This is a genomic window from Sulfitobacter sabulilitoris, assembly GCF_005887615.1.
GTDB classification, from domain to species: domain Bacteria; phylum Pseudomonadota; class Alphaproteobacteria; order Rhodobacterales; family Rhodobacteraceae; genus Sulfitobacter_E; species Sulfitobacter_E sabulilitoris.
Genome location: NZ_VANS01000003.1, coordinates 241667 through 264231, shown reverse-complemented (window position 1 = coordinate 264231; position 22565 = coordinate 241667). Strand labels below are relative to the sequence as shown.

The 22565-nt window shown below is 66.4% G+C and carries 15 protein-coding genes; 4 read left to right on the top strand and 11 right to left on the bottom strand.

Translation table 11 applies throughout. The annotated features are described in order from the left end of the window. Nucleotides 1–43: 43 nt before the first annotated feature. From FDT80_RS13510 to FDT80_RS13470, 9 genes are all read right to left on the bottom strand, one after another. On the bottom strand, nucleotides 44–1480 hold the full coding sequence (locus FDT80_RS13510; RefSeq protein ID WP_138662832.1) for an FAD-binding oxidoreductase: 1437 nt from the start codon (nucleotides 1478–1480) through the stop codon (nucleotides 44–46). A 141-nt stretch (nucleotides 1481–1621) separates the two neighbouring features. Continuing rightward, on the bottom strand, nucleotides 1622–1879 hold the full coding sequence (locus FDT80_RS13505) for a DUF4242 domain-containing protein (protein ID WP_138662831.1): 258 nt from the start codon (nucleotides 1877–1879) through the stop codon (nucleotides 1622–1624). A 30-nt stretch (nucleotides 1880–1909) separates the two neighbouring features. Then, on the bottom strand, nucleotides 1910–5449 hold the full coding sequence (locus FDT80_RS13500; protein ID WP_170311866.1) for an ATP-binding protein: 3540 nt from the start codon (nucleotides 5447–5449) through the stop codon (nucleotides 1910–1912). A gap of 160 nt (nucleotides 5450–5609) precedes the next feature. Continuing rightward, the gene (locus FDT80_RS13495) at nucleotides 5610–6734 is read right to left on the bottom strand and encodes an ABC transporter permease (RefSeq protein ID WP_138662829.1); all 1125 of its coding nucleotides are present in this window, start codon (nucleotides 6732–6734) and stop codon (nucleotides 5610–5612) included. Between the two features lie 3 nt (nucleotides 6735–6737). Next, a complete protein-coding gene (gene rbbA / locus FDT80_RS13490) occupies nucleotides 6738–9527 on the bottom strand; it encodes a ribosome-associated ATPase/putative transporter RbbA (RefSeq protein ID WP_138662828.1) in 2790 nt (929 codons plus the stop codon). Further along, complete coding sequence (locus tag FDT80_RS13485) at nucleotides 9517–10533, bottom strand: HlyD family secretion protein (protein WP_138662827.1); 1017 nt, start codon at nucleotides 10531–10533, stop codon at nucleotides 9517–9519. Before FDT80_RS13485 ends, rbbA begins: the two co-directional genes overlap by 11 nt. A gap of 196 nt (nucleotides 10534–10729) precedes the next feature. Continuing rightward, nucleotides 10730–12358: an acyl-CoA dehydrogenase family protein gene (locus FDT80_RS13480; RefSeq protein WP_138662826.1), complete on the bottom strand. Its 1629-nt coding sequence runs from the start codon at nucleotides 12356–12358 to the stop codon at nucleotides 10730–10732. Nucleotides 12359–12548: 190 nt separating this feature from the next. Then, nucleotides 12549–14324 (bottom strand): SLC13 family permease, encoded by a 1776-nt coding sequence (locus FDT80_RS13475; protein WP_170311865.1) that lies wholly within the window; start codon nucleotides 14322–14324, stop codon nucleotides 12549–12551. Nucleotides 14325–14394: 70 nt separating this feature from the next. After that, nucleotides 14395–15561, bottom strand: a complete 1167-nt coding sequence (locus FDT80_RS13470) for a CapA family protein (RefSeq protein WP_138662824.1) — start codon at nucleotides 15559–15561, stop codon at nucleotides 14395–14397. Between the two features lie 253 nt (nucleotides 15562–15814). On the opposite strand from FDT80_RS13470, the gene FDT80_RS13465 reads away from it, so the two are divergent. After that, a complete protein-coding gene (locus FDT80_RS13465; RefSeq protein WP_138662823.1) occupies nucleotides 15815–16864 on the top strand; it encodes a hypothetical protein in 1050 nt (349 codons plus the stop codon). Here the strand turns inward: FDT80_RS13465 and FDT80_RS13460 are convergent. Both FDT80_RS13460 and trxC read right to left on the bottom strand, forming a co-directional pair. After that, nucleotides 16836–17816: a ribose-phosphate diphosphokinase gene (locus FDT80_RS13460; RefSeq protein WP_246039953.1), complete on the bottom strand. Its 981-nt coding sequence runs from the start codon at nucleotides 17814–17816 to the stop codon at nucleotides 16836–16838. The two genes, FDT80_RS13465 and FDT80_RS13460, sit on opposite strands and share 29 nt — an antisense overlap. Nucleotides 17817–18245: 429 nt before the next feature. Further along, nucleotides 18246–18668 (bottom strand): thioredoxin TrxC, encoded by a 423-nt coding sequence (trxC, locus tag FDT80_RS13455; RefSeq protein ID WP_138662822.1) that lies wholly within the window; start codon nucleotides 18666–18668, stop codon nucleotides 18246–18248. 290 nt (nucleotides 18669–18958) lie between these two features. Between trxC and FDT80_RS13450 the strand changes: the two genes are divergently transcribed. Genes FDT80_RS13450 through FDT80_RS13440 form a run of 3 tightly spaced genes read left to right on the top strand, consistent with a single transcriptional unit; the run spans nucleotide 18959 to nucleotide 22562 of the window. Beyond that, a complete protein-coding gene (locus FDT80_RS13450) occupies nucleotides 18959–20029 on the top strand; it encodes an ABC transporter permease (RefSeq protein WP_138662977.1) in 1071 nt (356 codons plus the stop codon). Then, entirely contained in the window at nucleotides 20029–20847 is an 819-nt protein-coding gene (locus FDT80_RS13445) for an ABC transporter ATP-binding protein (protein ID WP_138662976.1), read from the top strand. Before FDT80_RS13450 ends, FDT80_RS13445 begins: the two co-directional genes overlap by 1 nt. Continuing rightward, nucleotides 20847–22562, top strand: coding sequence for an MlaD family protein (locus FDT80_RS13440; RefSeq protein ID WP_138662821.1), 1716 nt, complete (start codon nucleotides 20847–20849; stop codon nucleotides 22560–22562). Before FDT80_RS13445 ends, FDT80_RS13440 begins: the two co-directional genes overlap by 1 nt. Nucleotides 22563–22565: the final 3 nt, after the last annotated feature.

The window sequence follows — 22565 nt, the reverse complement described above, 5'->3', positions numbered from 1 at the left end:
CGCGGCACGGGTCCGGGCGGGTGCAAGCGGCGGGATGATGCCATCATTCCGCGGCTTGCGGTACGCTCGCGGGCTGGATGTTGTGGTTGAGCCGGAAGAGGTTACCGGGGTCGTAATGCGCCTTGATCCGCGCCAGCCGGTCGATGTTGCCGCCATAGGCATTTGGCAGGCGCGCGGTCTCGTCCTCGGGCATGAAATTCACATAGACGCCCCCGGTCGAATACTGCGCCATCGTGTCGAACAAGTCCCGCGCCCAGCCAATGCAGGTTGCGTCCTTCTCCGGCTCGGCCCAGCGGGTGTGCACGTTCATGATGAAATGCGAAGCGCGTTGCGGATAGGCGGTATCCGATGCCGCAACCCGCGCCATCGCGCCGCCCACATGGGCGATGAAAATCTCTGTCGCGGGGTCGGGCAGGTTGTTGGCGGCCGCCACCAGTTCGCGTATCGCGGCCTGCGGCAGGCTTTCGAAGTCATGGCTTTTCCAATAGTTGCGCTGACCGGAAACCAGCAGAGGATCGAAAGCGGCCTGCCATCCGACAAAGGGATGCGGGCCGATGACGTCGGCGATCGGATCGCCCAGCGATCGCAGTTCGGCCATGGCGCGTTCGCCCTCGGCCATGTCGCCCGCATAGCAGGCGGCAAAGATCAGCACCTCCTTGCCGTGCCAGTCCTCGGGAATGAACGGCAAGGGCGGCGCCTTGCGCAGCACCGCCCAGACCGTCAGGTCATCCTCGGCGGTGTCGGTCAGCTTGGCAAAGGCGGCCAACAGGTCCGGCGCCTGGTCCAGAGGGTGCACGATGAGACCGGACAGAACCTGCGGCCCAAGCGGGTGCAGATCGAATTCGAACGCGGTCACGACGCCGAAATTGCCACCGCCGCCGCGGATCGCCCAGAACAGATCCGCGTGGTCGTCGGCGCTGCATGTGACGATGGCGCCATCGGCTGTGACCACGTCGGCCGCGCGCAGGTTGTCGACGGTCATGCCGAATTTCCGGGTGGTCCAGCCGAACCCGCCGCCCAGCGTCAGACCGGCGATCCCGGTCGTCGAATTGATGCCCAGCGGTACGGTCAGGGCATGGGCCTGGGTTTCCTTGTCCACGTCCGAAAGCAGCGCGCCCGGTTCCACGACCGCTGTCCGCTCGCTCGGGGCGACCCGCACCGAGGACATGCGCGACAGATCCAGCAGCAGCGCACCGTCGGCAACGGCATGGCCCGCAATCTGGTGGCCGCCGGAGCGGACCGCCAGCAGCAGGTTGTGATCGCGCGCGAAATTCACGACAAGCTGCACATCGCTTGCACCCATGGCCCGGACGACAAGCCCGGGCTTGCGGTCGACCATCCCATTCCACAGGGTTCGGGCGGTCTCATACTCGGCCGAGCCCGGCGCATGGATCGCGCCCCGAAGTGCTGCGTCAAGCGGCTCGATCTCGGCCGACGACATATCGGAATGGCCACCGTCCAGTATTTTAATGCGAAACATAGCGATATCCTTCAATTTGAAATTGAGGATTCTTGCCTGACTTGCCCGTAAACGAAAAATCCAGCTTGAAAACCGCTGGCTGAAGCAATCGGAACGCGATCGGAACTGGTTCGAAACCCGGGCAATACCCGGCAGAAAGGCTTAGGCGAAGACGCCGGGATCGATCCGGTCGACAGGAGTGATGACATCGGCCGGGATGTTCAGCTTGCGCGCCGCACGCTGCAGCGACGCTTCGTCGGGCGCTTCGTAAAGACAGTATGTCTTGCGCTTGTCCGCGCTCAGGAACGAGTAAATCCACTCGACCCCTTCTGCATCGTTAATCGCCTTGATGCTCAGCCTGGCCTCGTCGTCGAGGTCAAGCTGCTCGGCAAACTGGCGCTCAATGATAAATCTTGGCATTCCGACCCCGTCTGAGACTGGTTGCCGCAGTCAGTGAAGATGCCCCACCAACTTTGACGTCAACGCGACCATACCCGATTTGGCGGCAATCTCCAACGCTTCCGTTTCAAGCCGCTCTGCCAGGGTGATATCCGCCGCGCGGCCCTGCGCACGCAATCCGCGGGCGTAGTCGGCTTTGGTGTGCGCGATCCAGGGGCTGGCGCGCATCCGGCTGTCCAGTTGCAGCGCGGCTTCGAAATGCTCGCGCGCGGTGTCCCAATCGCCCAGCATCGCCGCAAGCCCGCCAAGCCGCCGGGCCGCGGCGCCATTGCAGACGGTGGCCACCCCCGCCGTGATCGTGATGTCCCTGTAGGGCAGCAACAGATCGTAGATGCGCGCCGCCAGCCGGTCGTCCCGCGTGCCGATGCAGACCTCCGACAGGTAGGTCAGCGTCGTGGAATACATCGCGTCCATGGGCAGGTTGAACCCCGCCTCGTCGAATTCGCCAAGGATCCGGCGCGCGGCATCGTGATACCCCAGTTCGCAGGCGATGACCGCGAAACCGGGCTTCCACGCCGGATCGCCGGGCATGTCGTCCATCAGCCGCTTGATGATCGGGGCCACTTCGTGCAGGCGGGCCTGTTCGCGGCGGATGGTGAACAACTGCACGCCATAGACGCCCTCGACATGCGCACCATGCGTCATCCGCCCGACCTTGAGCGCCTCCTGCGCGAACGCCTCCGCCGCCGCGAAGTCACCATCCAGGATCGCCATCATCGCCCGCCCGTGGCGTTCTACCCAATGCAGTTGCAGGTGGTTGCGCGCCTGTCCGACCTCGTCCAGTCGGTCCAGCGCCTCTTCGGCGCCTGCCCGGTCGCCCATTTCCGCGCAGATATAGAAATTGATCGACCGGTCGCGCCCCTGGTCGATGTCGTCCAGCTTGTCGGCGATGGCCTGCATCTCGGCCAACTGCTGCTTCCAGTCGCGCACCTCCTGGGGGTCGCGTGCCTTCAACGGGGCAAAGAACCGCGACATCCGGACCGCGAACTGCGCCTTGAGATCGCCCAGCCTTTCAGCCAGCGCCACCGCCTCCCGGCTGTAGCGCGCCCCGTCCGAGAAATGGCCCCGGTGCATCGCGCAGCGCGCCAGTTGGCTCAGCAGCCTGCACCGCAGCCTTTCATCATCGGGCGACAGATGCTCGATGGCCTGCTGGCACAGCGTGTCCGCCAGCTCGACACGCTCGCCCGCGATCAGGGCCGCTTCGGTAAACCTGTAGGCGGCCTCGGCGAAAAGCGTATCCCGCAATTCATCGCGGGCGGCCTCCGCCGCCCAGGACAGCGCCTTGAGCGACTCCGGCAAGCGACCGATGCTTTCATAACTGCGGCCGACGAGGATATGCGCGATCACACGTTGCTCCAGCGCGTCGTCGCCCAGGTGCGCGCTGCCGTTCAGCAGTTCCTGCGCATGCGAGACGGCTTCCTCGCTGGCGGAGCGTGCCAGCGCCTTTTCCGCGGCCGCCCGCCAGTGCGCGAACGCCGCCGCATGGTCATCGGCTTCGGTCAGGTGGCGCGCGACGAGTTCGGGCGCGCGTTCGATTTCGGCCGGCCGAACGGTCAGCAGCGCCTGCGCCACGAGGGCGTGCTGGTCCCTGCGCGTCGCCGTCATCATCGACTGATAGGCCGTGTCGCGGATCAGGGCGTGGCGAAAGACATAGACATCGCCGGCCTGACCGCTTTCGAACACCAGCCCGGCGCGACGCAGCTCTTCGAGGTGGCCCGCGATCTGCGGCCTCGGCATGCCCATCGCCGCGCACAGGACGGCCGGTTCGAATTCCCGCCCCAGCACCGACGCCGTCAGGGCCACCTGCTTGGCGGCGGGCGGCACCGCATCGAGGCGCGCCATCATGGCCCCTTGCAGCGTCGAGGGCACCTCGGCCGCGGCCAGATCGCCCGAAGACTGCATCGCCCGGACGACTTCCTCGACGAACAGCGGCACGCCATCGGTGCGCGCAAGGACCGTATCCACCATCGCCTTGTCCGGCACTTGCCCCAGAATGGCTGCGATCAGGTCGCTCACGTGGTCCTGGCTCAGTTTTCGCAGTTGCAGGGTCGAGACAACGGCGGTCATGTCGGCCCAGGTGTTGACCCATTCCGGGCGGTGGGTCGCGAGCACCAGAAGCGGGATGTCGGAACAGGTCGCGATCACGCGTTCGATCACGCGCTGGGTTGACGGGTCGATGCAATGGGCGTCCTCGACCACCAGCAAGACGGGTTTGATCTGCGTCTGTGCCCTGATGGCCTCGACAAGGGTCTGGGTCGTGAGGTCTTTCTGCTCCTGCGGCGCCAGCGAGGTCACCGGCCGCGCCAGATCCGACGCCGGCGTCACCAGCGCCGCAAAGACGGGCAGCATCTTGGTGTCGATCACGCCGCGCTCGGCCAATGCCCGGCTCAGCCGGTCGGCGATCCTGGTGTCGTCATCGCCCGGGCCGATCCCGGCATCGCGCGACATTCGATCCGCCACCGGGTGAAACGGGCTGTTCGAAAAATAGGGCGAGCAATTCCAACGGATGACATGGGCGGCGTCGGCATCGACGTCCTTGGCCAGGAACTCTTCGGCAAGCCGCGATTTTCCGATGCCGGCTTCGCCCACCAGCACCACCGCTTCGCCGGCCCCCGAACGGGCGCGGGCCCAGGCCTGCTGCAACAGATCCCGTTCGGTCTGCCGGCCCACGATCTCGCGGTCGGCATCGCCGTAGATCGTGCGAAACCGGCTTTCCGCGTCGCGTTCGGCCACCACCTGAACCAGCGGCTGCACCTCGTCAAAGCCTTTCAATTCGACCGGCCCCAGGTCCGAAAATTCAAACGCCGACGCGATGAGCTGCCGGGTCTCGGCAGGCAGAACGACCGTGTTCGCATCAGCATGTGCCTGTATCCGCGCCGCAAGGTTCAGAACCCGCCCGGTGGCGGCGCCTTCCTCGAAGGAGTTGCTGCCGATGAAATCCCCGACCACGACAGGACCGCTGGCCACGCCGATGCGAGAGGCCAGCGGGCGGCCATCGGGCCCAAGGATCTGCTGCACGCGCTTGATCGCCTCGAGTGCGGATTTCACCGCGCGGTACAGGTGATCCTCGTAGGCCGTCGGCCAGCCGAAGAACACCAACAGCCCATCGCCGAGGTATTTCGCCACATAGCCGCCATAGCGCGACACCTCGCCCGCCACGGTATCTTGATACCGCTGCAGCAGGGTCCGCATTTCCTCGGGGTCGAAGCGGTTGGTCATTTCGGTGAAGCCGACCAGATCGGCAAAGAGCACCGTCAGGTGGCGGCGTTCGGCAGGGGAGGTTTGCGGCGCCTCCGCATCGGTGCGGACCGGGGAATGCGTCTGTCCGCCCGCGACGGATTGCGCCGTGACGGTCTGCGCGAAGGCTTCGATGGCGGCCAGAATGATCCGCCTGTGCCCAAGGCTGATCTGCATCTCGCGCAGGTCTTCTTCGGTGAGGTGGGGCAAGGCGCGCAGGTCGATGTCATGCGTGCGAAAGGGCTCGGAATACTGGCCAAGACCGAGGCCGTCCAGCCAGGTGTCGATCGTCATGCCCATTGTCGCGGAATACCCCCCATCGGGTGATCCACCCCAGTTTTAAAGCATCGCCGGGTGTCTGCACAGCCCCTTAACGCCGGGCCCGATGCGACGGCCCAATGTCGGCGGCGCACACTGGCGGGCGCGGCGGCCTGTCCGGCGCTGGGTTCGTTCGCTACCGCTGCGCGGTAATGGAGCGGCGGAACAACAGCAAGCTGACCAGAAAGAAGGCCGCCCCAAGAACGGCCATGTTCATAAGCACCGGCCAGACGACCGCGAACGTGGCGCCCCGGAAAACGACCGCCTGGGCGAATTCCATGAAATGGCGCGACGGCAGCAGCCAGGTGAAAGGCCGGATGAAATCTGGCTGGCTCTCGATCGGGCTCATGCCGCCCGACAGCATCATCATCGGCACGATCGTCAACAGGATCAGCAGCGCGAATTGCGCCATCGTGCGCGCCACCGTGCCCAGCAGGATCCCGATGGCCGCGGCGGCAAACAGATAGGTGGTCACACCAAGGAGCAGCAGCGCGCGCGACCCCGCGATCCGGACCTCCAGCAGACCTTCGACGACGAAAAGCAACGACAGGGTAAAGGCCGTCAGGATGACCAGGCCATTGGCCCAGACCTTGGCCATCGCGATCTGGAATGACGTCAGGGGCATCACCAGCAGATGTTCGATCGTGCCGTGTTCGCGTTCCCGCAACAAGGCGGCCCCGGTCAGCACGATGGTCAGGATCGACAGGTTGTTGAGCAACGCATTGATCGCCAGGAACCATTCGTCGGCCCCGTTGGGGTTGAACGCCCGCCGCATCGTCAGGGCCACCGGCGGCTCAAACTCCTCTCCGAAGTGCTGGGTGAAATGGATGATCTCGCCTTCGATGATCGATTGCAGGTAGCCTGCGCCCTGCGCCGCCTGCGCGACCGCCGTGGCATCGATATTGAGTTGCAACGCGGGTTTGCGCCCCAGCCTGACATCGCGCTCGAAACCGGGCGGTATGACCAGCACGAACATGTACCGACTTTGATCCATGCTGACATCGACGTCGCGCGCGGCGATCTCCTCTGCGGGGCGGAAATAGGGCGGATAGAACGCCGTGGCGATCTGGCGCGACAAGGCAGAGCGGTCTTCGTCAACAACTGCTATCGAGGCGTTGTTGACGTCCTCGGCGCTGCCCGTGGCTTCGCTGTAGATCGAAAAGGTGAACGACCAGATGAGAAAGACGAACATCACCATGTCGCTGAAGAAGCTGCGCAATTCCTTGCTGCCGAGCCAGAAGATATTGGTAAGCTGGCGCATCGCCTAATCCATTTGTTTCTTGAGCAGGAGGGCCGCGAAAATGGTGAACACCGGTGCATAGATCAGCAAGAAGACCAGATCGCGCAGCAGATCGCCCAGCATCAGGCCCTTGGTGAAGGCCCCGACGCTGAGATGGACGAAATAGCCCGTCGGCCAAAGCATCCCGATCACGCGGGCACCGCCCTCCAGCGTGGAAATCGGCTGCATCATTCCCGAAAACTGCGTGGACGGCAGCAAGGACAGGATCGCCGTCGCGAACACCGCGGCGACCTGGGTCCGGGTGAAAGTCGACACGATCAGGCCAAACCCCGTGGCAGAGGTAACATAGAGCAGCGCCCCCAGCGTGAGCGCCGCCATGCTGCCCTTCAGCGGCACCTGCAGGACAAGCACCACCAGCAGGGACATGAACAAAAAATTGACCAGTCCGATCAGGACATAGGGCAGTTGCTTGCCAATCAGGAATTCGGCCCGGCTGGTGGGCGTGACATAAAAGTTGGTGATCGTGCCAATCTCCTTTTCGCGCACGATGCTGACCGCCATGAGGATCGCGGGGAACAGCATGAGCAGGATGGCGGGCACCGATGGGCCCACCGCGAAGATGCTCTCGAACGACGGGTTGTAGCGGTATCTGGGCTCGACCTCGACCAGTTCGAAGTCCGGCAGCGCCCGCCCGCTATCGCGCATCAGCTGGTCGAGATACCTTGAATGCGCGCCGGATACATAGCCTTCGATGGTTCCGGCGCGCTGAGTGTTCGCACCGTCGATCCAGGCGGAAATTTCGGGTCTGGACGATGTCTTGACATCCCTGCCAAATCCCGGCGGAATTTCCAGCGCCAGCGTGATGTCGTTGGCCGCCAGATGGGTTTCCAGGTCCTCCTGACTGCGCAACTCGGGCCATTCGACGAAATAGCGCGAGCCGGAGTAATGCGTGAGATACGCCCGGCTTTCTGGGGTCTGATCCAGGTCGAGCGCGGCAAATTTCAGGTCTTCGACGTCATGCGAAATGCCGAACGCGATCATCAGCAGCAGGAACATGCTGCCCAGAAAGGCAAAGCCAAGGCGGACGGGATCGCGCAGGACCTCGACAACCTCGCGGTGGCTGAAGGCCAACGTCCGGTTCAGGCTGCGCATCGTCGCGCCCGGTCCGGCCACCCGGGGCCGCGCGGGGCCAATGGCGGTCGCCCCCAATGCCTCGTGCGCGCGGTCGCCGATTTTGACGGTGTCGCGGGGATCGCCGGTCTTGCCCATGTCCTCTTCGATGTAGCTGATGAACGCAGCCTCGAGATCGGGCGCGCCCATGCGCTCCACCAGACGGGCGGGGGTGTCCTGGACCAGAACGCGGCCGTCGTGCATCAGTGAAATCCGGTCGCAACGCATGGCCTCGGTCATGAAATGGGTCGAGATGAAGATCGTCACCCCGTCACGGCGCGACAATTCGGCCAACAGCTCCCAGAACTGATCCCGCGCCACGGGGTCCACGCCGGATGTCGGCTCGTCGAGGATCAGCATTTCGGGCTCGTGGATGATCGCCACGGCCAGCGACAACCGCTGGCGAATGCCAAGCGGCAAAGAGGAAGCCAGCGTGTCGCGGTAGCTGTCCAACCCGAAACGTGCGATCAGCTCGCGGGTCCGGGCCTGGGTCCGTTCGGGTGTCAGGTGGAACAGGCGGCCATGCAGCCGCAGGTTTTGCGTCACCGTCAACTCACCATAGAGCGAAAAGGACTGCGACATGAACCCGACCCGCTTGCGGGTTTCATTCGTGCTCGATGCGATTGGCCTGCCAAAGACGAAGGCCTGCCCCTCCGACGCGGGCAAAAGGCCGGTCAGCATCTTCATCGTCGTCGTCTTGCCGCAGCCGTTCGAGCCCAGAAACCCGAAAATCTCGCCCACGCGAATGCGGAAACTGACGTTGTCGACGGCGGTGAAATCGCCGAACCGCCGTGTCAGGCCTTCGGCCACGATGGCGGTGTCGTCGTCGCCGGTCCTGAGCGGCGGTATCGTCAGCGCCTTGTGTTGAGCGCGCGCGCTGGCAGGCAGCAGTTGCACGAAGGCGTGTTCGATGCTTTCAGATCCGGTGCGGGCTTTCAACCCGGCAGGGGTGTCCTCCGCCAGGATCCGCCCAAGATCCATCGCGATCAGCCGGTCGAACCGTTCGGCTTCGTCCATGTAGGCGGTCGAGACAAGGACCGTCATGTCCGCGGTCTTGGCCTTGATCGCGTCGATCAGTTCCCACAACTGGCGGCGCGACAGGGGGTCGACGCCGGTCGTCGGTTCGTCGAGGATCATCAGTTCGGGGTCGTGGATCAGCGCACAGCACAGCCCCAGCTTCTGCTTCATGCCGCCCGAAAGCTTGCCCGCCGGTCGCGACAGATAGCGGCGCAGACCGGTGGCTTCGGTCAGTCGGTCGATCCGCGATGTCCGCTCGGCGGCCCCGAGACCGAAGAGCTTGCCGAAGAACTCCAGGTTTTCCGCGATGCTCAGCGGCTCGTAGAGATTGCGCCCCAACCCCTGCGGCATGTAGGCGATCCGCGGGCTGATGCGCTTGCGGTGGGCCCGCGACGCCATATCGCCGCCCAGCACCTCGAGCCGGCCTGTCTGAAGCTTGCGCGCCCCCGCGATCAGGCTGAGCAGCGTGGATTTGCCAACCCCGTCCGGCCCGACCAGCCCGATCATCTGCCCCCGGACCAGATCGAGCGAGATGTTGTCAAGCGGCGTCACGGTCTTGTAGCTGTGGCTGAGGCCGCGTATCCGCGCCACCATCGCCGGTCCCTGCCCTGTCGGTTCAGGTGCCATCGGACAATGCCTCATCGGGCAGCGCCTCTGGCGGCAAGGGCGGCAGAAGCGTGGACCAGTCCGGTTCGGGCCAGCCGTCCAGGGGGACGTAGGCGACACCGCGCAGCCCGGTCTTCACGCGCTCGATATTGTGGCGCACGAGCCCGGGCACGATGCGGACCTTGACCCGGAACATCAGCTTGTCGCGTTCGGTGCGGGTCTCGACCTGCTTGGGCGTGAATTGCGAGTCCGGCGACACGAAGCTGACCGTGGCGGGAATGCCGAACTCGGAAATGTCCAGCTTTACCCGTGCCTCGCTGCCGACGGTGACCAGATGGGCCTGCGATGACGGCAGAAAGACCTCCATGAAGATATCGCCGTGGTCGACGACGGTCATGACCTTGCCACCCGCCGGCAGCACCTCTCCGGGCTCCGCCAGACGGTAGAGCACGCGGCCCAGAACGGGCGAGGTCAGAACGCTGTCCTGGATCTGCGTCTCGATCTCTTCGACCGCGGCCTGCGCGGCATCGACGCCTCGTTCGGCAGCGGTGAGATTGGCCGTCGCCGACGCCACATTCGACATGGCGACAGTGCGCTCGGTCAGGCGGATGTCATAGGATTCCTGTGTGGCGTGCCCCCGGTCGAGCAGGCTCGCCGTGCGGTTCAGCTCCTGTTCGGCCAGCGAAAGCTGCGCCTTGCTCATCGTCACCTGCGCCTTGGCGGCCGCAACACGGCTTTGGGCGCTGGCCACTTCGGCCTCGGCGCGGTGCAATTGCGCCCGAAGCTGGGAAATCTCGATTTCCGCGACCACTTGACCGGGATCGACCAGATCGCCTTCGCGGACCGGCACGCGGTGAACGCGGCCCGCGAATTTCGTCGCGATATCGACCTGCGCCGCCTCGATCCGGCCGTTTCCGGCAGCGATCCCGTCCGGCAGCGTGTCCGAATTCCGGGAATTCCAGTAGAAAAAACCCGCGATCACGATCAATATCGTCAAGGCGCCAACAGCGATCTGTCTCGGTGCCATCCGCTTGATCCTCAATCCTGCCGCCCAAAGCCGCGTCGCCCACCGGCGTAAGTGCCTGGGTTGTCGCCCACAGGTGTGAGCGCATGATTTCATGTTTGCGGCGCAGCGGTGTTGATCCACGTCATGCCAATTGCCGCGCGGCCTGGCCGGGGGCCGGCACCGCGCCGATGCGCCCGCCTGTCCCTTGGGCCATGCGTCACACCCCTGGGGCGATCCGCGCCAGGATGCCGGACGCGTCGATGGCGCCCACGGCCCCGCACACGCGCCCCCTGTCATCGGCGAGCCGCGTTGCGACAAAGGCCTCGGCGATGTCGGCGGGCGCATGACGGATCAGGACCGATGCGGTCAGCAGCAGCGCCGTGGCCTCCACGAACCAGCGGGCCTCGGCCTCTGGCGGCACGGTTGGCCAGCGCCCACGATGGCGCTCACGCGCCGCATCGTATCGCGCATCGCCCCCCTTGGCCGCGTCCAGTTCCGCGGTCAGGGCCGCGCCCGCCAAAGGATCCTTGGCAAGCGTGCGCAGAACGTCGAGGCATATGACATTGCCCGACCCCTCCCAGATCCCGTTCAGCGGCGCTTCGCGGTACAAAAGAGGCAGCGGCGTGTCGGTGACGTAGCCCATGCCCCCCATGATCTCCATCGCTTCGCACACGACCACCGGACACAGCTTGTTGGCCAGAAATTTCGCCAGCGCGACCCCGATCCGGGCAAAGGCCCGGTCCTGCGCGGTCGTGCCGTCGAACGCGCCCGCGACCCGCAGGCCCAGCGCCAGCGATCCGTTCCAGTCAAGCACCAGATCGGCCAGCACCGTGCGCATCAGCGGTTGGTCGATCAGGCGTTTCTGAAAGGCGGTGCGATGCGAGACCCAATGATGCGCCTCCGTCAGGGCCGCCCGCATCAGGCCCGCGGGTGCCATCGCGGTGTCGAGCCGCGTGTGGTGGATCATCTCGACAATCGTGCGCACGCCCTGCCCGTCCGCGCCGATCCTGTGGGCATATGCGCGATCGTACTCGATCTCGGCAGAGGCGTTGGATCTATTGCCGAGCTTGTCCTTGAGCCGTTGCAGACGGATGCCGTTGCGCGCCCCGTCAAGCCACCTTGGCACGAGAAAGCACGTAAGCCCCCTGCCGGTCTGCGCAAGCGTCAGGAACCCGTCGGACATGGGCGCGGAGCAGAACCACTTGTGCCCCGTCAACCGCCATGCGGCGCCGTCCCGATCGGCGCGGGTGGTATTGGTGCGGACGTCGGAGCCGCCTTGTTTTTCGGTCATCGCCATGCCCAGCGTCGCGCCCTGTTTTTCGGTCACCTGCCGGACCGACGGGTCGTAGCGCCGCGACAGCAGCCGTGGCCGCCACTCGCCGGCAAGCCCGTCCGCCGCCGAAATGACCGGGACCGACGCATAGGTCATGGTCAGCGGACAGCAATGGCCCGGCTCCACCTGGCTGGCGAGGTACACCATCGCGGCATGGGTCGCGTGACCGCCCGGCACCTGCTCCCAGGGAACCGCCGCATACCCGGCGGCGACCGACATCTGCATGAACCGGTGGTAGGCCGGGTGAAACCGGACCTCGTCCAACCGCCGCCCGCCGCGATCGAACAGGCACAGTTCGGGCGGGTAGCGGTTGGCATCGCGCGCCGCCCGGCGCAGCGACGCCTGTCCCAGGGACTTGCCGTAGCCCGCCAGCAGATCGCCTTGCGCACCGACGGCGGCCGCCATGTCCCGCAGGGCCGGGTCGGTGTTCCATAGGTCGCGGTCACCGGCGTCGGGCGGCTGGTTTCGCACCTCGTGCGTGCCGAGATCGGCGGCAGGATCGACAGTCGCCATGGGACCCTCCTGGATGTGGCAGGCACCGGATGTCGGCGGGTGCCGTCCGGGGCATTGTACCACTCGGGGCGGTGCCGCGGGTTGATCGGTCGCAGAAACGAAAGACAATATCGCCTTCGCGCGCCGCCGTGGCCGCCCTGCGCCCCGCCGCAAGCGTTCCCGGTTGGCGCGGGCCGGTTGGGCCGACCACTCAGGGGGCGACCCCCTCCAGCGGCCAGAAGACCGGGACGAGCAGCAGCAGGATCGCCAGCGACAGCAGAGTCAGCGGAATACCCGCGCGCAGGAAGTCGCGAAATGCGTAACTCCCCGGCCCATAGACCAAAAGCAGCGCAGGTTCGAACGGTGCGATGAAGGACAGCGACGCCGACAGCGTCACCATGACGGCAAAGGGCCGCGGGTCGGCGCCCGACTGGCTGGCCACCTCGATCGCCACCGGGAGCACCGTCAGCGCCGCGGCGGCGTTCGACATCGGCTGCGTCAAGACGACCGTCAGCAGCCCCAGCCCCAGAAGCAGCGCCACCGGGCCCAGCCCGCCCAGCGCCAACAGCACGGACCCAGCCAGCCACGACGCGGTGCCGGACGTGAGCATCGCCACCCCGAAGCTGGACATGCCTCCGATCAGGATCAGCACACGCCAGCTTATCATCCCGAAGGTGTCGGCCAGCGACATGCGCCCCGACAATACCAGCGTCAGCACAGCCAGCAGCAGCGCCACCGACAGCGGCAGCAGCCCGGTGGTTCCCGCCACGATGGCAAGGATCAGGGCCACCAGCGTCCACTTGCCCTCGGCCTGCGTCGGGGGGGCGGGCTCCGGCTGCTCCAGCAACGACAGGTCCGGATCCCGGTCCAGCGCATCGATCGCGTCGCGCGGACCCGACAGCAACACCACATCGCCCGTCCTGAGCCGCATCCAACCGATCAGCGCTGGGGCGGTCTGGTCCCTCCGGTGCAGCGCGAGAACGTGCAGGTCGGGCCGGAGGCTCCTGCGCATGGACCTGAGGCTTTGACCGATCCAGCGTGCGCCCGGCATCAGGATCGCCTCGACCAGAATGTTGGGCGCGCGGATCTGCCCAGGCGTCGTGTCGGCCAGGATCAGACCCAGATGCGGGTCGCTGGCCGCGTCGATCAGCGCGCCGCGCGGCGCGCGCACGATGATCCGGTCCGCCGCCCGCAATTTCCGCCTGGAATCGGCCGACACCCGACCGCCTTCGCGGCTGACCGCCAGGGCGTTGACCCGAAAGCCGCCAAGACCAAGATCGCCGATCGTCTTGCCGATGCTGGACGCGCCGTCGGGCACGGCCAGCGTGGCCATGAACGCCTTACCCCCTTCGGCGGCGCTGTCTTGCGTGTCGGACACGCGCGGCAACAGCCAGTGGCCCAGCAGCGTCATCGCGGCGATCCCCGCCAGGCTGATGGCAACTCCGACGGCGGCGAATTCGAACACGCCAAACGGCTCAAGCCCGAGCCGGGCCATCGCGCCGCTGCCCGCAAGGTTGGTGGAGGTTCCGATCAATGTCGCCGATCCGCCCATCATGGACGCAAAGGCCACCGGCATCAGAAAGCGCCCCGGATGGACCCCCGCCCGCCGCGCGATGTCGGACACCGCCGGGATCAGAACCGCCGTCGTGCTGGTATTGGTCAGGATGCTCGACACCCCTGCGGATACGGTCATCAGCCACGCAAGCGTGCGCCGCTGCCCCATGCCCGCGCCCCGTGCCAGACGTTCCGACATCAACCCGATCAACCCCGAATCAGCAAGCCGCCGCGACAGCACCATGACGCAGGCCAACATCACCACGGTTTCGCTGGCGAACCCTTGCAACGCCACGTCGGCATCCAGCACGCCGCTGGCCGCCAGAACCGCCACCAGCAGCAGCGAGACCTGCTCAACCGGCAGCGTCTCTCTCGCCAACATGACGACCACGCCCACAAAAAGCACCAGCAGCAGAGCGATTTCCGGTGTCATGTGGCCCTGCGCGGGTCTGGGCGGCGCGCCTCGTCGCGGCCGGCGGCATTGGTGCGCCCGCGGGCCGGCATCATCGGCTTTCGACCGAGCGCGCCGATCCGGCCCCCGGCGCGAGCCCGATGCGCAGCACATCGTCCGCGCTGCGGGTCAGGCCCGGTGCCGGCACGACAGAGCGGCGCCCAATCGCATCAGCCAGCCACGCGGCCGCTTCGCCCTTGGCCCGACAAAGCCGGAAACCGCGCCGGCGATATGGCACCATGTCGAGCCCGGCCAAGCGGCCGTCACCGGCGTTCACCTCCGCGAAATAGGCCAGCGCGAGGTCGCCGCGGAATTGCTCGTAGCCCTCGATCCCCTCGTAGTCGTTGATCAGATCGCCGGCGCCATAAAGGATCAGCTTGCCACGATAGATCTCGATGCCCTTGGGATGATGCGACGAATGGCCGAAAACCACGTCGGTTACGGCGTGGTCGATCAGCGCATGCGCCAACGCGCGCTGATCGTCGGGCACCTCGAAGCCCCAATTCCCGCCCCAGTGGATCGAGACGATGAGCACGTCGCCCGGCCCGCGCAGTGGCGCGACCCGGTCGCGGACACGCGCCACTGTCTCCTCGGGGTCTTGGGGCAGCACCTCGATCCCCGGCAGGGTATCGCCCGCCGCCCAGTCACCCGGCACGCCGCTGGTTTCGGCGCCGAAGGCAACGGTGATGACACGGCCCCGCCCTGCGCAGTCCACAACCAGGGGCGCGGCCGCATGTTGAGAATTGCGGCCCGCGCCGACAGTGCCGATCCCGGCATCGCCGAGCGCGTCGAGCGTATCCACGAGCCCCGCCCGCCCCCAGTCCATCACATGATTGTTGGCAAGGATGCAGCCGTCGATACCGGCAAGGGTCAGGACCCCTATATTGTCCGGATGCATCCGGTAGTTGATGCCCTTGGGGGCCGGAACGCCGTCGCGGGTGATCGCTGTTTCAAGGTTAATCAGGCGCAGATCGCATCTGCGGCGGGCAAGTTCATCGCGCAGGTCCCCCCAGACATGGGCATAGGGAACCGGGCGCGGAAGAGGCCCCGACCGGCGCTCGGCCAGGTGGACGTAGCCCTCTGCCGAGGTCATGAACTCCTCGTGGATCCGGGGATCGCCGGGATGCGGCAACACCTGGTCGATGCCGCGGCCCGTCATCACGTCGCCCGCAAGGAACATGCGCAACGACCGCGCTGCATCCTTTGCCGCACCGATCATCGCGCCGACGCCGATACGGGGCCCGCAAGGCCGCAGCCCGGCGCGCCGGTCGCGCGGCACCGGGGCCCGTCACGGCATGCGCCATCGCCCGACACCGCAATCGCCGCGCCGCAAGATGGCCCATCGTCCGGTAAATCCGCATCCGTTTCCATCCCGCAAAGATTACCCCCCGCCCGCGTGCGCGCGTTGACCCGCGTCAAGGACGGCGGGCGCGCGATCCTGTCTAATCGCCGCAAAGACAGGGCCGAGCCAGATGCAAACGCGCGCCGCAGACTTGCAGGGTACTCCGACACTCGAGCAGAAGGTTCGCAGCCTGGCCGATCCTGCGATCCATGCGCCCCTGCCCGCCACCATCGAGACGGTCGAGACGCATATGTCCTGGGTGTTTCTGACCGGGGAGCGGGTGTTCAAGCTGAAAAAACCGATCAGGGAGGATTTCCTGGATTTCAGCACGCTGGACAAGCGCGCCCGGATGGTCGCGCAGGAGGTCCGGCTGAACCGGCGTCTTGCTCGGGATGTCTATCTTGGCGCGCGCGCCTTGCGGATGGCACCGGGCGGGGAGCTGACGCTGTCGGGCGCGGGCCGCATCGTCGACTGGCTGGTCGAGATGCGCCAATTGCCCGCGGACCGTACACTCAGCGCGATGATCGCCAGGGACGGGGTCAAGCCGGGCGACATCAGGCGCGTGGCCGACGCGCTGAGCCTGTTCTACCGCGCGCTGCCGTCCGAGCGGCTGTCAGCTTCGGATTACATAGACCGGTTCGAGGCGCAGCATGCGCGCACCTGCGCCGTGCTCGCGGATCCGGCGCTGGGGCTTGACCCCGAGCGCGCGGCCGGGGCGCTGCGCGGCTTTGATCGCGCGCTCAAGGCCGTCCGTCCCGCCCTGCGCGCCCGCGTCGATGCCGGCCGGATCGTCGAGGGCCACGGCGATCTGCGCCCCGAGCATGTGTTTCTGACCGCCCCGCCCGCGATCATCGACTGTCTTGAATTCAACCGTGCGCTGCGCATGGTGGACCCCTTCGACGAGATCGCCTTTCTGGGACTGGAATGCGCGCAAAAGGGTGCGCATTGGATATACGGCGCGCTGCACGATCTGGTTTCGACGGCGTTGGCGGATGCGCCGCCCCACGCGGTGCTGGCGTTCTACTGGCGCTACCGGGCGTTGTTGAGGGCGCGGCTGGCGCTTCTGCACCGGACCGAAGCCGTCGTGCGAACGCCCCACAGGTGGCTCCCGCTGGCCCGGCGGTATCTTGCCTTGGCCGATCAGGCCGACCTCAGGACCCGGCGGCCGGAAGATCGATGATCGGCAGATTGCCGTTCAACCGGCGGATCGCATCGGCAAAGAGCGGCGCCGCGCTGATCGTCTCGATCCGGTCGGCGACGGGATCGCCCCGCAGACGAAAGGGCGGCACCGTGTCGGTGACGATCCAGCCCGCGACCGCCTGGTCGGCGATCGCCGCTTGCGCGCCCTGGGTGAATAGCCCGTGCGCGGCCAGGGCCCAGGCATCGCGCGCGCCCGCCGCCCGCACCGCCTGCGCCGCGCGGACCATGGTGCCGCCGGAGGCGATCATGTCATCGACGACCAGCACCCGCGCGCCCTGCACGTCGCCCGCCAGAAGGCTGCCACTGACCACGCCGGCGCTGCGGCGCTTTTCCATCAGGGCGAACCCCACCGAACGACCGATCCGCGTCTCGAGCGCCTCGCGGAACAGTTGCGCCCGTTTGACCCCGCCGGGATCCGGTGAGGCCACCGTGACCGCCCCCTCCCCCGCCAGCGCCGCGGCACGCTCCAGCAGCACGCCCCGGCAATCCAGCGCGACCGCCTCGCAGCGAAACGCGTTCTGAAAGGCCACCGGGTTGTGCACCTCGAGCGTCAACACGCGGTCGGTGTGCACCGCTTCGATCAACTGGGCCACGTAGCGGGCGGTCAGGGGGTCGCGCGGCTTGGTCTGGCGGTCCTTGCGCGCATAGGCCAGATAGGGAACCACGGCCGTCACCCGCGCCGCCCCGTTCGTCTTGAGCGCGGCAATGAAGAACAGCAGCCGGGCAAGTTTGTCATTCGGGCTTTCGTCCGGGCCACCATGCAGGCTTTGGATGACATAGGCATCGACGCCGCGCACGCTGACCATCGGGCGGGCCTTGTGCTCGCCATCCTCGAAACCGCGCTCTTCGAGCGGCGCAAGCGGCTGGCCCAGCGCTGCGGACACCGCCTCGCCAAGGCCGCGCGTGGCGCCGAGCGCGAAAACCTTGGGCAATCCCATCACCCTGTGCCCGGCGGGGGCGATGCCGCATCGCCCCGCACAGGGGCCCCCGGTCGCGCCGGGGTCCGCCCTGCGCATCGGCGATCCGGCGCCGCACCGCTGTGCCGCCGAAAGTCGAACGCCCTGGATCGCGGTGTGGGGGTCATGGTCATGTCCTGCCACGCGGGGCCGCCGTGGTCGCCCGCAAGGTCGGCACCCTAGGCGCGTTCGTGATCGCAGGTGTTGAGAGATATCAATGCAAGCCACCGTTCCGTCACGACGCCGCGCCGGGTGACGGGGCGTTCGTGCCGGGCTTGCGCGGCCCCGACCGCCCGCCGGGACGTCAAGGTGTTCGGTTCGGGGCCCATCCGCAGGACCCTAACCTGCCTGACCGGCACGGCTGCGATCGGGCAAGGCCCGCGCCGCGATGCCCTGCGCAGCCCCTCAGACAGGCACCCAACCGATGATTTGCGGCGCTTGCAGCGCCCCGGCCTGCCGCTTGACCTCGCGGCCGCCCTTGAATGCGATCAGGGTCGGAATGCCGCGGATGCCGTATGTCGCGCTGGCCTTTGGGTGGTCTTCGGTGTTCACTTTCACCAGCCGGGCCTGCCCCCTGAGCTGTCCCGCCGCCTGCGTGAACTGCGGGGCCATCATCTTGCAAGGACCACACCAGGGCGCCCAGAAGTCCACGACCAGTGCAAGATCGTCGTTGCGCGCGGCCTTTTGCAGGGTGGCCAGATCGACGTCGATCGCCTTTCCCGTCGCCAGCCGGGCGCCGCAAGTCGCGCATTTCGCGGCATCCAGCCGCTCCTTCGGTGTGCGGTTCACCTGACCGCAGTGCAGACACGTCAGCTTCAGTCCAGCCATTCTCACGCTCCCCGATCGTCCATCACCGATATATGCGCGATCCCGGACGATCCAAGCCCGCCCTGCGCGAGGGCCGCGAGCAGCGCGGTGCCATCGCCCAGCGCATTCGCCAAGACGGACGGCCAGGTTGCGCAGGACCCGATAACCGATCGGTCTGCTTGAGGACCTGTCGAATATGTTCGATAGTCCGGCACGACCACCCATTTTGCCCGTGGTGATATCGATTGAATGATGACGCCCACATAGCACGGAAGTCCCTTGACGTGGTCGCATCGGGCGCACGGGTGTCGATGTCGGGCGAATTGCGGATCGATGCGGTCGAGGGCCTTGACCGGGCCGCCATCCTTGACAGTGCGCGCGGGGCTTCGGTCATCGACATATCGGCGCTGAGCCATGTCGATACAGCAGGCGCATGGTTCCTGATCGACATGCAGCGCGGCATTGCGGCGGCGGCGGGGACCACGGTCGAGATCGAGGGCGCGAGCGACGCGCAGGCGCAATTGATCGAGACGGTGCGCCGCAACATGCCACCCGAAGAGGCCGCCGTGCTTCCGCCGCGCACGCTGGCCGACCGCCTGGAGGCCTTCGGGCGGATGGTGGTTCGCGGGTGGCGCACCTTCGTCGAACTGACCTCGTTTCTGGGTCAGACGGTCGCCACGATTGCGGGCATCGTGATACGGCCTCGCCGGTTGCGGCTCACCTCGCTGGTGCACCATTGCCAGGAGGTCGGGCTGAACGCGGTGCCCATCGTGGCGCTGATGGCGTTCCTCATCGGCGTGGTGCTTGCGTTTCAGGGGGCGGCGCAGCTTCGCCAGTTCGGCGCAGAGGTCTTTGTCGTCGATCTGATCGCGATCTCGGTTCTGCGCGAACTGGGCATCCTACTGACCGCGATCATCGTCGCGGGGCGCTCCGGGTCGGCCTTTACCGCCGCCATCGGCTCCATGAAAATGCGCGAGGAAATCGACGCCATGCGGACATTGGGGCTCGACCCTGTTACCATCCTCGTGGTGCCGCGGGTGCTGGCCCTGATCCTGATGCTGCCTGTTCTGGGGTTCATCGCGGATATCTCCGGGCTGATCGGCGGCGCGGCGATGTCATGGGTCGAACTTGGCGTATCGCCTGCGGTGTTCCAGTCGCGATTGGTGTCCAACACCGATGTCTGGCACTTCGGGGTCGGCATGATCAAGGCGCCGTTCTTTGCGCTGATCATCGGGATCATCGGGTGCTACGAGGGGATGAAAGTGGGCGGCAACGCGGAATCGCTGGGGCGGCTGACCTCGACATCCGTCGTGCTGTCGATTTTCATGGTGATCGTGATGGACGCGCTGTTTTCGATCTTTTTCGCAATTGTGGGGGTATGATGCCCGAACCCGATGCCCAAACGACCCCGCCCCCCGCGCCCGAGACCATCATCAGGGTGCGCGGCCTTGTGACCCGGTTTGACACCCATACCGTGCATGACGGTCTGGACCTGGATGTGCGGCGCGGAGAGATCATCGGCGTAGTGGGCGGATCGGGCACCGGCAAGTCGGTGCTGCTGCGTGCCATCGTCGGGTTGCTCAACCCCGCCGAGGGCCAGATCGAGGTGCTGGGCCAGAGCGTGCGCGACACCTCGGATGACGACTACCGACGGCTGCGACGCCGCTGGGGCGTGATGTTCCAGGACGGTGCGCTGTTTTCCTCGCTGACCGTGCGCCAGAACGTCGAGGCCCCGATGCGCGAGCAGTTGCACCTGGACGACGCGCTGCGCGAAACGCTGGCGGGGATAAAGGTGCGCATGGTCGGCCTGCCTGAAAACGCGCAGGTAAAATATCCGTCGGAACTGTCGGGCGGGATGCGCAAACGCGCCGGGTTCGCACGGTCCATCGCGCTCGACCCCGAGATCGTGTTCCTCGACGAACCCACGGCCGGGCTTGACCCAATCGGGGCGGCGGCATTCGACACGCTGATCAAACAGCTTCAGGCGGCGCTTGGGCTGACCGTCTTTCTGGTGACGCATGATCTGGACAGCCTGCACGCCATCTGCGACCGGGTCGCGGTACTGGCCGACAAACGAGTGCTCGCGGTTGGGACGATGCGCGACATGCTGGATGTCGATCACCCCTGGGTAAAGGAATATTTCCATGGGCCCCGTGCCCGCGCGGCCACGGCTTCGGCACGCCCGGATGGGAGGGCGTAATGGAAACGCGGGCCAATTTCATCCTGATCGGCGCATTCACCCTGATGGGTATCCTCGGGACGCTGGGGTTTTTCATCTGGCTCGCCAGTGTCGAGATCGACCGCCAATACGCGACCTACGGCATCCTGTTCGACGATGTCTCGGGGCTGGACCCGTCGGGGGACGTGCTGTTCAACGGCATTTCGGTCGGCAAGGTGATCGGGTTGCGGATCTACGAGGAAGACCCGTCGAAGGTGTTCACCACCGTCGAGATCGACGCGACGACGCCGATCCGCGAAAACACGGTCGCACAACTGCAATCGCAGGGGGTGACCGGGGTCGCCTCCATCTCATTGTCGGGGGGCACGCCAGGGTCGCCGGAACTGACGGCGCCCGACGGGGGCCTGCCGATCATCGCATCCCGCCGATCGACGGTGCAGACACTGGTCGAAGAGGCGCCCGACCTCCTGAACGAGGCGACCCGCCTGCTGGATCAGTTCCAGGCGCTGACGGGGCCGGAAAACCAGGCTTACGTTGCTGACATCCTGCGGAATCTTGCCAACTCCTCGGGGCGGCTGGACGAGGCGCTGACCGATTTCTCGACCGTGACCGAAACGGTCAGGGATGCCACTGTGCAGATCACCCGCTTCACCGACAGGCTCGACGGTATCGGGGCGGCTGTTTCGACGACGCTGACGCGCGCGGACGAGATGCTGGCCTCGGCCCGGCAAGCCTTTGATACGGCCGATACCGCGCTGACGACCTCGACCACGGCGATGGACAATGCCGGCGGGGCGTTCCGGCAGGCCGAGATCATCCTGCGCGAACAACTGCCCGTTATACTGGCGCGGGTGTCGCAATCGGTGACGTCGATCAATGCGGCTGTCACGGATATCCGGCAAAGATCGGGCGCCACGCTGGACGGTTTTTCGCAAACCGCCGATCTGTTGAATGCGCGGCTGGCTGAGTTGGAGCAAACGCTGGTGGAGGCGAACCAGGCCTTCGATGCCGTGACCGAAGCCTCCGACAGTTTCGACACGCTGGTGGACGGTGACGGCACCCTTCTGGTGGCCGAAGCCCGCGCGGTGCTGAGCGATGCGAAATCGACGCTCGCCCGGATCGAGGCGGTGATGCGCGACGATGTTCCGAACGTCGTCAGCGATATTCGCACTGGCGTGGCGACCGCCTCTGCCGCGGTGGATCGGGTGGCACAGGATCTGACCGGGCTGACAGGCCGGTTCGATCCGCTGGCGACCGATGCACAGCAGGCGCTGACCTCGGCCAGTGCGTTGTTCCAGAGGGCGCAAACGACCCTCGACACCGTCGATCGCGCGCTGACCGCATCGGAAACCGCGTTGGCATCGGCAGAAGCGGCCTTCGATGCGACCACGGATGCGATCGACACGGACCTGGGGCCGGTCCTGTCCGATATCCGCACCGCGTCGGACCGGATCAGCCTGGCGATCGAGGACGTGACCCGCGATGTCCCGGCCATCGCCGCCGACCTGCGCGCCCTGATCAACCGCGCTGACGGCGTCGTGGCGCAGATCGAGGGCGCGGTCGCCGCCAGTGCGCCCGCGATCGGAACCTTCGCCCAGACCGGGCTGCCCGAGCTGACCCGGTTCGGAAGCGACGCGCGCAACCTGGTCAGCGCCCTTAACGCGCTGGTGCGTCGGATCGAACGCGATCCCGCGCGCTTCCTGCTCGACAATCGTGTGCCCGAATATCGGAGATAATGC